We start from the raw sequence: 13,682 nt of genomic DNA on the forward strand, positions 1-13,682 counted from the left end.
TTGCCACCTGGCTCAGCGCTCGGCCCGCTTCGTGGCGCGGGTTCAGGGCTCGCGGACGACGCGGAAGCCGTTGGTGTAGAAGCGCACATCGCTCTCGTATTTGAAGCGCGCCGCAGAGCGCAGATAGCGCGCGTCGTTGTTGAAGGAGCCGCCGCGCAGCACGCGTTCGCGGCAGCCGGCGGGCGCGTAGGCGCTGCCGTCACGGGGGGCGGAGCGATAGTTCTCGCTCCAGCAATCTGCGACCCATTCGGCAGCATTCCCGGCCATGTCGCGCAGGCCGAAGCGGTTCGGCGGGAACTGCCCGACCTCGCTGGCCTGCCGGCGCGGCTGCGCGGTGCAGCCGAGGCAGTTGGCCATCTCCTTGTCGGCCGCATTGCCCCAGGGATAGCTGGTCGTCGTGCCGGCCCTGGCGGCATATTCCCATTCCGCCTCGGTCGGCAGCCGGTATTTGCGCCCGGTCTTGTAGGACAGCCAGACCAGATAGGCGTTGGCGTCGTTCCAGTGGATGTCAGTCACCGGGCGCTTGCCGCGGCCGAGATTGCGGTCACTCGGCCGGTGGCTGCAGCCGCCCTCGGCGACGCAGGCGTCCCATTGCGCAAAGGTGACCTCGTCGGTGCCGATATAGAACGGCCGGCCGATGGTGACGGCGTGAACCGGCTTCTCGAACTCGAACATCTCGTTCGAGCCCATCTCGAAGTTGCCGGCCGGAATCAGGCTGAGCTCAGGGCAATCGTCGCAATCGCGCACGGTCCGGGCTTGCGTGGCGCTCGCGGGGACCGGCGTTGGAGACGGCGCGGGCGGCTGCGTCGCTGCCGCCCGCTGGGCCCTGAGGGATTGCTCGCGGGTGCGGGCGAGCCCGGCGAAGCGGCCGTTCGGATAGGCCTCGAGATAGGCGCGGTACTCGTCCGGATTCCGGCTGTCCTTGATGGTCTCCCAGAAGGAAAGCTCGTAGGGGCCGAGCTGGTCGGATTGCGGGCCCGGGGCGGGCGGCGCGCTGATGATGGCGCGAGTGGTGTTGAGGGCGGTCGCGACTGGCCGGCCCGGCGGCGTGACGACGAGCCCGGCCGGAGGCATCGAGGACAACCAGAGCTGCTGCGAGCGCCGTGTCGCGCGGCTGACGGCGTCGCGCGTGCGGGTCAGAGCCGTTGTCATGTCGAGCCCTGGCGTGCGGATCGCCTTCAGCCATTCGTCGATCGCCGGATCGGTGCGACCTTGCGTCTCGGCCACTGTCTTTCCCGGCGCCGTCGGAGCCATGATCGCGATCGTCTCGATCGGCTCGATGGGCGCGAGTCCCTTGCCGCCGCCGAGCCCGGCCTGCCAGTGATTGTCGCGCGCAGCGTCGAGCACGACCACAGCGCTGGCGGGCCGGCTGACGATCAGAGCATCGAGGAGCTGGTCGAGATCGATGGCGTCGCGTGCGACCTCGGCCGGGCCGCGCGGCGTGGCATCGACCGGAACGAGGAAGTTGCGGCCACGCGACTGCACCGCATGCCCGGCATAGAAGACGATGATCTGGGCGCCGCGCGTAAGCTTGCCGCGGAAGGTCGCGATCGCGCTGTCCAGGGCGGGCCGGTCGGCGTTCTCGATGCTGACGAGATCGAACTCGCCCTGGCGCAGCACATCGGCGACGGCGCGTGCATCGACAGCAGCGTTGGCCAGAGGCGCCGTGCGATAGGCGGCGTTGCCGACGACCAGCGCGATGCGCGGCGGCTGGCCGCTGCTGCCCTGGGCGAGGGCTGAAGCGAACGGCGCGAGCAGGGCCAGCACGGCCGCGGCGAGGCACCGATACCAGGACATGGCGTTCATCCTTCGCTGCGGCCTTTCGCTTGGCGATGCGGCCGAGCCGCATCGATCCCTCATCTGACGTAGACTGTGATCTTCTGAGACATAACCGGCGGCCGGTGCGGCGTGTGGGTGTGATCGCCGAGCAGCAACTGCAGCGTATGCGTCCCCTTCGGTAGCGTGACCACCACCTCGGTCTGTCCGTTGCCGAGATGGATATTGTTGTAATCCGACGGGATCGGCTGGTCCGGCGGGCCAGGATCGGTGTCGATCAGCAGGTGATGGTGCCCCGTTCCTGGCCTGTCGATGCCGGCCGGGGCGACGCCCATCTCCTTCAGCCCGATCCGCACGGTGAAGCGCTCGGGCACGCGCAGGCCGTCTAGCGGGTAGTGGAAATAGACAAGGGCGTTGCGCGGTGCCGGCTGGCGCGGGCTGGCGGTCTGGGCCCAGACCGTCGAAGGCGTGAGAAGAAGCGCGGCGAGCACTGCGAGCCCGGGCCGAACAGCGGCCAGTCGCTTCGTGCCGGGTGTCATCGGCGTGCCCTCCGCTTGGCGGGAGCGCCGATATAGACGGTGATGCGCTCGGACATGATCGGCGGATCATGCGGGACATGCTGATCGTCGCCGAGGATGAGCTGCAGCGTATGCTCGCCCGGCGGCAGCGTGATCTTGCGTTCGGTCTGGCCGTTGCCGAGATGGATGTGGTTGAGATCGGCGGGGATCGCGGCGTCGAGCGGCGGCGTCGGCACGTCGACCAGGAGATGGTGGTGGCCGGTATTGGGCCTGACGACCCCGGCCGGGGCGACGCCCATATTGCGCAGGCCGAAGCGGATCGTCGAGGTCGCGAAGATGCGCGTGCCGTCGCGCGGATAGATGAAATAGACCGCCGCGTCGTTGGGCGCCGGCGTCCGGCCGGAGGCTGTGCGGGCAGTCGGGGACGCAGCCGGCGGCGGGCTCGCGGCCGAGGCCTGCTGCACGCGCACCCTGATTTTCTGGGACATGACCGGCGGATCGTGCGGGACATGCTCATGGTCGGCGAAGAGGAGCTGGAGCGTGTGCTCGCCGGGCGGCAAGGTGAGCTCGGTTTCCGTCTGGCCGCGGCCGAAATGCAGATGGTTGAAGTCGCTGGGGATCTCGCGGTCGAGCGGCGGCAGGTCGGTGTCGACGAGGAGATGGTGATGGCCGGCATTGTCCTGCCTGGTGCCGGCGGGGACGAGCCCGATGTTCTCCTGGCCGAAGCGGACGACCGAGCGCGGGGGGATCACGGCGCCGTCCTGCAGGCCGACGAAGAACACCCGGGCATTTGGAGCGGCGACCGTTCGCGGCTTCTCCTCCGGAGCGGCCATGACCTCGACGGTGATCTTCTCCGAGATCACCGGTGGATCGTGGGGCACATGATCGTGATCGGCGAAGAGAAGTTGCAGCGTGTGGCGGCCGGGCGAAAGCAGGATCTCGGCTTCGCTCTGGCCGCCGCCGAAATGCAGATGGTTGAAATCGCTCGGGATCGGCTGCCCGAGCGGCGGCAATTCGGTGTCGATCAGCAGATGGTGATGTCCGGTGTTCCGTCGCGCCGTTCCGGCGGGCGCGATTTCCATGCCCGATATCGCGAAGCGGATCGTCGCCTTGCCGGGAATGCGGGCATTGTTCTGCAGATCGATGAAGGAGAGTTTCGCGCCGGCGGGGGCAGGGCTGCGCGCCCGGGCGCGCTCCTGCGCGACGCCCATGGAAATGGTCGCGGCGAAAACGGCCGTAACCCCGACAATGAGCTTAAGTCGAAGTCCCCGCATCGACGCTCTTCCTTGCGGCGCGTGACCGCCGTAAAGTTAGCAGCGGGTTGGGTGGGGAGCAAGCAAACCGCCTGTCATGACAGGCGGATAAATCTGGATTTTCACGGTCACTTTCTTTAGGGTGACGCAGGGAATGGTGCCATGATCGTAGCCGTCAGATTTTGTGCACTGATCGCTCTTCTTGCGCAGCTTGTCGCCATGCCGGCGGTTGCGCAGACGCAGGATCGCCGCGTCGCCCTGGTGATCGGCAATTCCGCCTACAAGAACGCGCCTCCCTTGCCCAATACGCCGAACGATGCGCGCGACACCGCCGCGGCGCTGCGCAAGGTCGGTTTCGAGGTGGTGGACGGCATCGATCTCGACAAGCGCGGCATGGATGCCGCCGTCTCGCGCTTTGCGCGGCTGGCGCAGGATGCCGACGCGGTGATGTTCTACTATGCCGGCCACGGCTTCCAGTTCAACGGCGAGAACTTCCTGGTTCCGGTCGAAGCCAAGATCGACGACGAGGTCTCGGTCCAGTACGAGACGGTCAAGCTCAGCGAAGTCACGACCGCGCTCGGCTTCGCCAAGGGCGTCAAGATCATGGTGCTCGACGCCTGCCGCAACAATCCCTTCCTCGCCCAATTGTCGAAGAAGTCCGCGACCCGCAGCATGTCGATCGGCACGGGCCTCGCGCCGATCGCCAAGGCGCAGGGCATGGTCACCGCCTATGCGACGCAGGCCAACGACGTCGCCGCCGATGGCGCCGGCCGCAACAGCCCGTTCACCGCGGCGCTGGTGCAGGAGATCCAGCAGCCCGGCCTCGAGATCGCGACCATGTTCCGCCGCGTCCAGAAGGCGGTCTACGATTCCACGGGTGGCAAGCAGACGCCGGAACTCTCGCTCTCGCTGCTCGGCGACTTCTACCTCAACCGCGAGGAGACCGACGCCGACATCTGGAAGCGCCTGCGCAGCAGCGACAACGCCGCCGAGATCAAGGCCTTCATCCAGCGCTTCCCGACCAGCTTCTTCGCCGTCGACGCCAAGACGAGGCTCGACCTGATCGAGCGCCGTGGCCTCGGGGCTGGCGAGCGCGAGAAGCTCGAGCAGGAATTCGCGGCGAGGGAGAAGGCGCTGCTGGATCGCGTCCAGCAGGCCGAGAAGGACCGTTCCAAGGCGGCGACGGATCTCGCCGGTCGCGATGCCGGCAAGACCGCCGACACCGAGCGCGCCGTGCCGAAGCCGGGCGAGGTGACGCCGACGAAGCAGACCGATGCGAACGAGCGCGAGCGGCTCGCCAAGGAGCTGGCCAAGAAGGAGCAAGAGCTCGCTGCGCTCGAAGCCGAGAAGGCCAAGCTCTCGCAGGAGCGCGAGGAGCGCGAGAAGGCGGTGGCGACGCGGATGAATTCCGGTGGCGTGACCGAATTGCCGGCCCCGCAGAAGCCGCTGCTGCCGGCGGTTCCCAGCACGCGCCCGCAGCGGCAGGAGCCGCGCGAGGTCCAGCAGCCGCGCGTTGTCCTCGACCGCAAGTCGACCGGCATCCTGACCGGTGGCGTCGAAGCCGCTCCGGAACCGCGTAACAGCAAGCGCCGTCCGGCTGGTGGCGCAGCGACGGACTGCACCGACGCGCTGATGCGGGCCCAGCTCGGCGATGGCGGCAGCGTCCCGAAGAACTGCCGCTGACACAGGTGCGAAGCGGCCTTCGCAGTCGGCGAAGGCCAGACATCGCCTCGGACATGATGCAATTGGGGGCTTCGATGCGTCGTTCTCCGCTCGCCTGCATGGTCTTGCTGGGGCTGCTGGCCTTTCCGGCCCTGGCCCAGACGCAGCCGGCCCCGAGCCCGCCCCCGGCTGCAGCCCCGACGCCGATCCCGTTTCCGCAGGCGCTGGAGCGGGCTGCCAACGATCTCTTCTCCAAGGCGCAGATCGAGGGAGAACGCATCACGCTGGTGATTGACCCGTTGATCGACGGCATCTCCGGCGCGCAATCGACCTCGACCCGCTCGATGCAGCAGAGCCTGATCGAGCTGGTCGGCAAATCCTATCCGCGCTTCCAGGTGCAGCCGTTCTCGGCCGAGGCGCTGGCGCGCAATCCGGCGGTGCTGGTCGGGACCTTCACTGCGGTCAACAATGCCGGGGACGCGAAGGGCGCGCGCGACGCCTACCGGATCTGCCTGACGCTGCTGGACATGAAATCGAAGCGAGTGGTGTCGAAGGGCGTCGCTCGGGCGAAGCCGGACGGCATCGACGCCACGCCTACGACCTATTATCGGGACTCGCCGATGTGGTCGAAGGACCCGGCGACCGAGGTCTATATCAAGACCTGTCAGGGCACGAAGCTCGGCGACGCGATCGATCCGCTCTATGCCGAGCGCCTCAATGTCGCGGCGCTGATCAATGACGGCATCCTCGAATACGAGGCGCGGCACTATCGCGAGGCGCTCGCCTTCTACCGGACGGCGCGGGCGCTGCCGGGTGGCGACCAGCACCGTGTCCGCATCGGCGCCTACCTCGCCAGCAGCAAGCTCGGGCGCAAGGACGATGCGGTCGAAGCCTTCGGCGATCTCGTCGATAGCGGCCTTGCCGGCAACCAACTGATGGTCAAGCTGCTGTTCCAGCCGGGCTCGACGCAGTTCATCGCCAACCCTGAGATCACCGAGCCCTATCCGATGTGGTTGAGCCAGATCGCGACCCGCGCCCAGCAGAAGGGCGCCTGCATCGAGATCGTCGGCCACACCTCTCGCACCGGCCTGCCGCAGGTCAACGAGCGGCTCTCTGTGCTGCGGGCGCAATATGTGATGGACCTGCTCCAGGCGGGGGCGCCCGACAGCCGTGGCCGGATGATCGCGAGCGGGCGCGGCTACAACGAGAACCTGGTCGGAACCGGCAAGGACGATGCCAGCGACGCGCTCGACCGCCGGGTCGAGTTCAAGGTGATCGGCTGCTGAGTGCGCCTCACAATCTACAACGATACGAACGGGATAGACGGAATTCCTCGATGAACGACATGGCCATGAAAGACTTGGCGATGAAAGACTTGGCGACGAACCCCTATGACGCGGTCGCCTATCCTGGTCACGCCTTCTCGCAGACGCATCCGGCGCATCTGGCGACGATCGCGCATATCCACGGCATGACCCCCGCGCCGACCGCGACGATGCGGGTGCTGGAGCTCGGCTGCGGCAGCGGTGGCAACCTGATCCCGATGGCGCTGCAATGCCCGGGAGCGCAGCTCGTCGGCATCGACCTGAGCGGCCGGGCGATCGCGCACGCCAAGGCGGAGGCGGCGGAGCTGGGGCTGGGCAATGTCAGCTTCGAGCAGCGCGACATCATGGCGGTGACCACGGGGCTCGGCCAGTTCGACTACATCATCGTCCACGGCGTCTATTCCTGGGTGCCGCAGCCGGTGCGCGAGCGGATCCTGGCGCTCTTCGGCGAGCTGCTGGCGCCGCAGGGCATCGCCTATGTCAGCTACAACGCCCTGCCGGGCTGCCGCCTGCGCGACCTCGCCCGCGACGTCATGCTGTTCGAGACGCGCGAGATCGACGATCCCATCGAGAAGGTCAGGGTGGCGCGGGCGGCGATCAAGCGCTTCGCCGAGGCGACCGATGCGGAGACCTTCTACGGCGTTGCGCTGCGCGAGCGGGCCAAGCAGATCGAGGATATCCCCGACAATGTCCTCTACCATGACGACCTCAACCCCGGGGCGCGCGCCTTCGCCCTGCACGAGGTGCTGGCGGCGGCCGAGCCGCATGGGCTGCAATTCCTGTCCGAGACCTCCTTCCCGAACAATTTCGGCGGAGCGCGCGGGCCGGCCCAGCAGGTGTTGAATGCGATCCCGGTCTCCGAGCCCCTGCGGCAGGAGCAGGCGCTCGACCTGCTGATCGGCCGCTGCTTCCGCCAGACCCTGCTCTGCCGCGCCGATATCGCGCTGCATCGCGGCCTCGCCGGCTTCAGCTTCGCGCCCTATCATCTCGCCGCCAATGTCCAGGAAGATGTGGACAAGGTGGACGAGAAGCGCCCCGGCGCAGCGAGCTTCCTGTTCGCCGACGGCGTCCGCCTCGCCGTCGACCTGCCGGCGGCCAAGGCGGCACTGCGGGCGCTCGGGCGGACGTGGCCGGGCAATATCCACCATGACGAGCTGGTCACCCTGGCGCTGCAGGAGGCCGGTCCCGACCACGAGCATGAGATCGAGCGCCTGAACGAGGCGCTGACCGCGATCTACCGGGCCGGCCTCATCGAGATCAGCCTGGAGCCGCATCGGCTGGCGACTGGGATCAGCGAGCGGCCGGTCGCAAGCCTCCTGGCGCGGCGCCAGGCGCTCGCCAGCCACGAGGTCACCGATCTGCGCCATCGGGCCGTTGCGCTCGATGGCGTGGTGGTTCGCAAATTCGTCAGCCTGCTCGACGGCACTCGCACGCCGGCAATGCTGCTCGACGCGCTCAATGCCTTCCTGGCCGAAGCGCATGCATCGGGGCATGGCGGCCCGGCCCTGCCGAAGCAGGCGACGGCGGCGGAAGTCGACATGCATTTGAGGGATGTCGCACGGCTGGCTCTGCTGGCAGGTTGAGAGCAAGGCTTGTCGAGGCCGCGCCGGCTGCGTATGGCGGGGCACGGCAGCAGCGGTAGCGAAGGATGGGGCAGCGCTTCAAGCAGTTTCAGGCCGCATTCCAGGAGGATGCCTGCCTCGAAACCATGATGCGGGCGCGGCGGGGCGGCACGACGCTGGCCTGCTCGGCCTGCGGCAAGACCTCGGCCTTCGCGCCGCGCGTGAAGCTGCGCGCCTATGCCTGCCCGCATTGCAATTTCCTGGTCTCGCCCTGCCAGGGCACGCCGCTGGAGAGCAGGCGCATCTCGCTGCAGCTCTGGTTTTTCGCGCTCAAGGCGTTGACCGAACAGGGCGCGCGCAGTGCGGCCACGACGCTGGAGCGCGATGCTGATGTCCCGGCCCAGCAGGCGCGCCGGATGGTCTCCGAATTGCAGGAGGCCGCCAGCAAGGACGGCAAGCCGCCGGACTGGCTGGTGCTGGCGCAAAAGGCTGTGGCTGGCGGCGCGAGCGCAACCAATGTTGCCGCCGGCGTGCCCTTCGCGGTTGCCGATGACGGTTCGCGGCTGCGGCTCGTCTCCCTGATCGGCGGCGGCGCGCTGGTATTGGCGATCGCCGGCGGTGTCGCGGTCGCGACGCTGAAGCCCGGTTCCACCGAGGTGACCGGCGGCTTCGAGCCGATCGAGAGCGTCGAGGCGCCAGCGCTGAAGGCGCCGACCCGGCCATCGCTGATCCTGTCCTCGGTCGAGGGCGATCTCGAGGCTGCCAGGCAGGCGACGCAGTTCGCGCTGAACGCCGATCCCTCGCTCGCGGCGATCAAGGAGCAGGTCGCGGCGGAGATGCCGAACCAGCCGGGGCTGCCGATCCCGGTGATGCCGCCGTCGAACATCATCCTGGTGCCGCCGACCTTGCCGGGCAAGCCGGGCGCGCCGGCTGCGGCACCGCGTAGCCAGCTGCCGCAGGCGCCGATCAACTATACCGGCGACCCCAACCAGATCCTGACCTTCGGGCCGATCAAGATCCGCCGGCATCTGGTCGAGATGATCGTCAGGGCGGGGCGCGTCGTCGGCGCCGATCCGACCCTGCTGATGGCGGTTGCCGACAAGGAGTCCTCGTTCGCGACCGAGGTGAAGGCGAAGACCTCTTCGGCGACCGGGCTTTACCAGTTCATCGAGCAAACCTGGTTCGGCGTGATCTTCGAGTTCGGCCGCAAGCATGGACTCGTCGCCGAGGCGGCGCTGATTTCCCGCAGCGGCCGACAGTTCGTCATCGCCGACGCCAACGAACGCCAGCGCATCCTCGATCTTCGGCGCGAGCCCTATCTCTCGGCCCTGCTGGCCGGCGAGATGCTGAAGCGCGATACGCTCAGGCTGGAAAAAGCGATGGGGCGCCATCTCACCGGCGGCGAGATCTACCTGATCCATTTCCTCGGGCCGGATGCAGCGCAGACCTTCATCGAGACGATGGAGGAGACGCCCGGCGCGAGCGCCGCAGCCCTGCTGCCGAAGCCGGCCGAAGCCAACCGGCCGATCTTCTACGCCCAGGCCGGCGGCGAGACCAAGACGCTCTCGGTCTCGGAGGTGCACAAGAAGTTCGACGAGATGATCAAGGTCAGGCTCGACCGCTACAAGGTGGTGCGCGGCGGGCCGGCTGCTGCTCCGGCGCGGCAGCCGCAGAAGTAGGTGCTCAAGGCGAATACCGGCCAGGCCCGACCAAAGCGACCACGGGTGCAGCGCATTTGCCGCGATGGCAGCGATGGCCCATGATCCAGTGATCCCGAGGGCGAGGAGACGACGATGGCGAAGAACCGGTTCGAGCAGGTCGATGAGCCGCAACCCGACGCCATCACGCTGAGCCTTGGCCAGCGCGACGGCAAGACTTTCGCTCGCATCGCCTGCCCGGCGGAGCTGGCGGGAGGCCATCTCGTCAATGATTTCGTCAGCGACGAGCTCGAACCGGTCGAGGGCTTTCGCTCGGCGGTGCGCCTCGCCAACGAGATCAAGGCACCGATCGTCGTCGAGGACACAGACGGCCTCTGGCAGGACGACTGGGGCGAGCTCTACCGCGAGGACTGATGGCTCTCGTCGTTCTCGGCTCTGCGCTTCGATGCGCCCGAGCGTGACGCGTCCGACAATCACTCGATCCGGAAATACTTGATGCCGATGCCGACCTTGCCGCCGGCGCGGGCGAGGTCCTGGTGCAGCCCGGGGAAGACATCGCCGGCCGGGGCCGGGTTTGGGCCGGAAAGGCTCGGCAGCGGTGCCGGGCTCACCAAGGCCAGCACGGTCTGCGGCCGCACGGGCGCGCCTGAAGCCGCCGTCGATTCAAGCTTGAGGTTGAAGCTCGCCTTGCCGCCTTCGCGGCGGGTGTAGTTGGCGAGATTGTAGACCAGTCCGTCATCGCCGATCAGCAGGATGTCGAGATTCTTGCTCGGGTCGCTTTCGACCGTGCCGGACAGCGTGTCGCCGCTCCGCATGGTGAAGGCGCCGATCTGCATGACCGGGCTGCGGTCGATGCCGCGGCCGAGCTGGCGCAGGAAGTCGACCATCGGGCATTGCGCCGTGGTGACGGTGCGCAGGCTGATCTGCGCCTCGTAGCCCTGCGCCTTCTTGAAGGCGGCATCGAAGCCGACGAAGGGCTCGGCCGTGCTGCCGAAGCCCTCGACCGTGGTGCGTTTGTCGGCGAGCGCCGTCGGCCACAGGAAGAAGCAGGCGCCGCCGTCATAGTCGGCGATATAGCGTGCCGTCCGCTCGGCGGCGGTGCGCGGCTCGGGCTCAGGTGCCGTTGAGGCTGGCGGCGGAGCGACTGGGGTCGATTTCGGGCCGGTCGTCGAGGTTGGGGTGGCCGGCGGCGGTGTCGGCGCCGGCTTCAATTCCGGTGTCACGGGCGCAGGGGATTGCGAAGACGGGGCCGGCTGCGTCGGCGCCGCCGGGATGGAAGGCGGCGGAGATTGCAGCGCGGGCGGCTCGGTCTGGGTCGCCGGCTGTGGCGGCGGTGCCGGGTTGGCCGGCGGAGGCGGTGCCACGGGCGTCAGCTCCGGCACGGGGGCGCCCGATCCTGCGCTCGGCGCGGGCGCTGGGCGTTCGTCGCTCAAGGCGGGCGGCGGGCTGTTCAGCGCCTGCTGGACCGGAGTGCCGGCGCCCAGCATTTTCCAGGCGAAGAACCCACCGCCCGCGAGGAGGGCGATTGCCGCAACGCCCGCGACCTGCGGCCAGGGAAAGGCGCGTCCGCCGCTTCCAGCCGAGCTCGCGCCGCCTTTCGCCTGCCAGGAGGCGACCTCGGCCATGTCGGCGGGGCGGTCCTTCGGATCGGGCGCGAGCATGCGCGCCAGCAGCGGGCGGATGCGCTTGTCGATGGCGGAGAGATCGGGAACGCGGCGGCGCTTCTCCAGGATCTGCATCTGGGTGCCGCCCATGTCGAGCGGGCGGCCGCCGAGCGCTTCGGCGAGCACCAGGCCGAGGCTGTAGATGTCGGACTTGCCGGTGACCTCGGCGCCGTAAAGGCCGAGCTGTTCGGGTGAGACATAATTGTATTTGCCGGCAAAGCCGGAGCCGATCACCGTCTTCTCGGCCAGCTTCGACTTGGCGATGCCGAAATCGATGATCTTGGCGCGCGTGACCTGGCCGCCGGGCAGGATGATGTTGTCGGGCGAGACGTCGCGATGGGTTATTCCCAGCATATGGGCGGCATGCAGGCCGGACGCGATGCGCCGGCGCAGCAGGTCGACCTGCTCGAAGGGCAGCGGGCCCTGCTTCAACAGGTCGGACAGCGACTTGCCGTCGACGAACTCCATGGCGAGATAGGTCGCCTGCGTCGCCGGGTCGACGGTGAAGACGTAATAGCGGACGATCGCCTCGTTGTAGAGGTTGTGCAGCGCCGACGCCTCGTTGCGAAAGAGAGCGATGACGTTGGCGTCCTGCGCCATGTCGGAGCGCACGATCTTGATCGCGACGGCATCGCCGGTCTGGATGGCGCGGCCCTGATAGACCTCGCCCATGCCGCCGGTGGCGATCAGGCGCTCGATCTCGTAGATGCCGTTCAGCCGCACGCCGGGCGCCAGCCCCGTGCGCGGCAGGAAGACGGTGCGGTCGGAATCGCTCATGGCGCATCGCTCCTGCGCTGGCGCATGTTCGGCACCCAGCGCGTCTTTTCGCTTCCGCCGTCGTGATGATAGCGCACCACGATCACGGTGACATTGTCGGTGGCGCCGCGCTCCAGCGTCAGCGCGAGCAGGGCGTCGCAGGCGGCCTGGGCGCCGGTCGCCGCCGTCGCGCGCAGGATCTCCTCGTCGCGGACATGGTCGGTGAGCCCGTCCGAGCAGAGCACGAAGACGTCTCCGCCTTCGAGTTCGCCATGGTCGATATCGAGCTCGGGCCGGTCATGCACGCCGATGGCGCGGGTGATGACATGGCGCCGCGGCCAGGTCCGCGCTTCTTCGATTGTGAGCAGGCCGCGCTCGATCATGTCCTGGGCTTCGGTGTGGTCGCGGGTGACCTGCGTGATCTGCCCGCTGCGGACGAGATAGACCCGGCTGTCGCCACACCAGACGCAGGCGAAATGGCGGTCATGGGCGAGCAGCACGGCGAGCGTCGCGCCCATGGTGGCGCCATCATGCTCGCGGACCTTGCGGCGCAGTTCCGCATTGGCCTCGACCACGCCTCGTTCGAGCCGGTCGAGCAGCTCGGCGGCGGAGGCGGCCGCGCCGATGGCCGACAGGCTCGCCGCCACGGTGGCGCTCGCCATGGCACCGTTCTGATGGCCGCCCATGCCGTCCGCGACGGCCCATAGCCCGTGTTCGGGCCGGACCACCAGGTTGTCTTCGTTATGGCTGCGCACGCGCCCGGCGTGGCTGACCGCGCCCGTCTCGAAACTGGAGCCGGTGCGGTGCTCGTTCATGCTGTCGATCCTGCGCCGAGGAAGGCGTCGAAGCGCCCGGTCAGGAGACCGGTGTAGAGATAGGGGCTGGGCAGGCCATGGCCGACCAAGGCAAGCGGCTCGAAATCGTCGCCGCCGATGGTCCAGAGATAGCTGGCATGGGCATAGGCGCGGGTATGGTCCTCGACGCGCAGCGCCGAGAGCCTGGACGGGAAGGTCGCGGAATCGAGTGCGCTGACGATGGTGCCGTCGGAAAGGCGCACCATATCGGCGGGCGGAGCGGCCTTGAGATCGTCGTTGGGCAAAGCGAGCCCACCCAGCGCATGCGAGACGGCCTCGAAGCTTGCCTCGGGTTCGAGCGCGCGCAGGAGGAAGTCCTCGGCCTGGGCGAACCATGCATCCTGCGGGTCGAGCTCGGGCGGCGGGATCGCGGCGCCGGGGCCGGCGAGGGCGAAGACGGTCAGCGGGAAATAGCGGCCGATGCCGTCGACCGAGGGCATGAAGGCGCCGGCGACGGTGGTGCCGCAGAAGGCGCTGCCGAACCAGAAGCGCCAGATCGGCGCGTTGAGGAAAGCATCCTGCCAGCCGCCGCCGAGCTCGACCCGGCTGGCGGTGAGCCCGCCCTGGAGCCAGCGCTCATAGGCCGAGAGAAAGGCCGTCGGCGCATTCAGCGCGATGAAATCCCGCTTGCCCGGAAGCTTCCCGAACAACCCA

At 68.3% G+C, this 13,682-nt stretch carries 11 protein-coding genes; 5 read left to right on the forward strand and 6 right to left on the reverse strand.

What is annotated here, in order from left to right; genetic code table 11:
- Positions 1-42 precede the first annotated feature (42 nt).
- Genes BMZ21_RS00695 through BMZ21_RS00705 form a run of 3 tightly spaced genes read right to left on the reverse strand, consistent with a single transcriptional unit; the run spans position 43 to position 3,568 of the window.
- Complete coding sequence (locus tag BMZ21_RS00695; protein WP_167561480.1) at positions 43-1,797, reverse strand: SUMF1/EgtB/PvdO family nonheme iron enzyme; 1,755 nt, start codon at positions 1,795-1,797, stop codon at positions 43-45.
- 59 nt (positions 1,798-1,856) lie between these two features.
- Positions 1,857-2,315, reverse strand: coding sequence for a DUF4399 domain-containing protein (locus BMZ21_RS00700; RefSeq protein WP_091828677.1), 459 nt, complete (start codon positions 2,313-2,315; stop codon positions 1,857-1,859).
- Positions 2,312-3,568: a DUF4399 domain-containing protein gene (locus BMZ21_RS00705; protein ID WP_091828687.1), complete on the reverse strand. Its 1,257-nt coding sequence runs from the start codon at positions 3,566-3,568 to the stop codon at positions 2,312-2,314. Before BMZ21_RS00705 ends, BMZ21_RS00700 begins: the two co-directional genes overlap by 4 nt.
- A 141-nt stretch (positions 3,569-3,709) precedes the next feature.
- On the opposite strand from BMZ21_RS00705, the gene BMZ21_RS00710 reads away from it, so the two are divergent.
- The 5 genes from BMZ21_RS00710 to BMZ21_RS00730 all read left to right on the forward strand — a co-directional run bounded on the left by BMZ21_RS00710 (position 3,710) and on the right by BMZ21_RS00730 (position 10,168).
- Complete coding sequence (locus BMZ21_RS00710; protein ID WP_091828689.1) at positions 3,710-5,230, forward strand: caspase family protein; 1,521 nt, start codon at positions 3,710-3,712, stop codon at positions 5,228-5,230.
- A 74-nt stretch (positions 5,231-5,304) separates the two neighbouring features.
- Positions 5,305-6,495 (forward strand): OmpA family protein, encoded by a 1,191-nt coding sequence (locus tag BMZ21_RS00715; protein ID WP_244543640.1) that lies wholly within the window; start codon positions 5,305-5,307, stop codon positions 6,493-6,495.
- A gap of 50 nt (positions 6,496-6,545) precedes the next feature.
- A complete protein-coding gene (locus BMZ21_RS00720; protein WP_091828693.1) occupies positions 6,546-8,117 on the forward strand; it encodes a methyltransferase regulatory domain-containing protein in 1,572 nt (523 codons plus the stop codon).
- A 65-nt stretch (positions 8,118-8,182) separates the two neighbouring features.
- Complete coding sequence (locus BMZ21_RS31055) at positions 8,183-9,775, forward strand: transglycosylase SLT domain-containing protein (protein ID WP_091828698.1); 1,593 nt, start codon at positions 8,183-8,185, stop codon at positions 9,773-9,775.
- A gap of 114 nt (positions 9,776-9,889) precedes the next feature.
- Positions 9,890-10,168: a hypothetical protein gene (locus BMZ21_RS00730; protein ID WP_091828699.1), complete on the forward strand. Its 279-nt coding sequence runs from the start codon at positions 9,890-9,892 to the stop codon at positions 10,166-10,168.
- 59 nt (positions 10,169-10,227) lie between these two features.
- On the opposite strand, the gene BMZ21_RS00735 is transcribed toward BMZ21_RS00730, so the two are convergent.
- Genes BMZ21_RS00735 through tagF form a run of 3 tightly spaced genes read right to left on the reverse strand, consistent with a single transcriptional unit; the run spans position 10,228 to position 13,678 of the window.
- The gene (locus BMZ21_RS00735; protein ID WP_091828700.1) at positions 10,228-12,195 is read right to left on the reverse strand and encodes a serine/threonine-protein kinase; all 1,968 of its coding nucleotides are present in this window, start codon (positions 12,193-12,195) and stop codon (positions 10,228-10,230) included.
- Entirely contained in the window at positions 12,192-12,989 is a 798-nt protein-coding gene (locus tag BMZ21_RS00740; RefSeq protein WP_091828701.1) for a PP2C family protein-serine/threonine phosphatase, read from the reverse strand. The genes BMZ21_RS00735 and BMZ21_RS00740 overlap by 4 nt, the downstream gene beginning before the upstream one ends.
- Positions 12,986-13,678 carry a type VI secretion system-associated protein TagF gene (tagF, locus tag BMZ21_RS00745; protein ID WP_244543641.1) on the reverse strand — a complete coding sequence of 231 codons (693 nt, stop codon included), beginning with the start codon at positions 13,676-13,678 and terminating at the stop codon, positions 12,986-12,988. Before tagF ends, BMZ21_RS00740 begins: the two co-directional genes overlap by 4 nt.
- Positions 13,679-13,682: the final 4 nt, after the last annotated feature.

It is taken from the genome of Allobosea lupini, assembly GCF_900109525.1.
Classification (GTDB): domain Bacteria; phylum Pseudomonadota; class Alphaproteobacteria; order Rhizobiales; family Beijerinckiaceae; genus Allobosea; species Allobosea lupini.

Bases quoted from the DNA above. Each gene is read 5' to 3' on its own strand.
- BMZ21_RS00695 (WP_167561480.1), bottom strand. From the start codon at position 1,797: ATGTCCTGGTATCGGTGCCTCGCCGCGGCCGTGCTGGCCCTGCTCGCG.
- BMZ21_RS00700 (WP_091828677.1), bottom strand. From the start codon at position 2,315: ATGACACCCGGCACGAAGCGACTGGCCGCTGTTCGGCCCGGGCTCGCA.
- BMZ21_RS00705 (WP_091828687.1), bottom strand. From the start codon at position 3,568: ATGCGGGGACTTCGACTTAAGCTCATTGTCGGGGTTACGGCCGTTTTC.
- BMZ21_RS00710 (WP_091828689.1), top strand. From the start codon at position 3,710: ATGATCGTAGCCGTCAGATTTTGTGCACTGATCGCTCTTCTTGCGCAG.
- BMZ21_RS00715 (WP_244543640.1), top strand. From the start codon at position 5,305: ATGCGTCGTTCTCCGCTCGCCTGCATGGTCTTGCTGGGGCTGCTGGCC.
- BMZ21_RS00720 (WP_091828693.1), top strand. From the start codon at position 6,546: ATGAACGACATGGCCATGAAAGACTTGGCGATGAAAGACTTGGCGACG.
- BMZ21_RS31055 (WP_091828698.1), top strand. From the start codon at position 8,183: ATGGGGCAGCGCTTCAAGCAGTTTCAGGCCGCATTCCAGGAGGATGCC.
- BMZ21_RS00730 (WP_091828699.1), top strand. From the start codon at position 9,890: ATGGCGAAGAACCGGTTCGAGCAGGTCGATGAGCCGCAACCCGACGCC.
- BMZ21_RS00735 (WP_091828700.1), bottom strand. From the start codon at position 12,195: ATGAGCGATTCCGACCGCACCGTCTTCCTGCCGCGCACGGGGCTGGCG.
- BMZ21_RS00740 (WP_091828701.1), bottom strand. From the start codon at position 12,989: ATGAACGAGCACCGCACCGGCTCCAGTTTCGAGACGGGCGCGGTCAGC.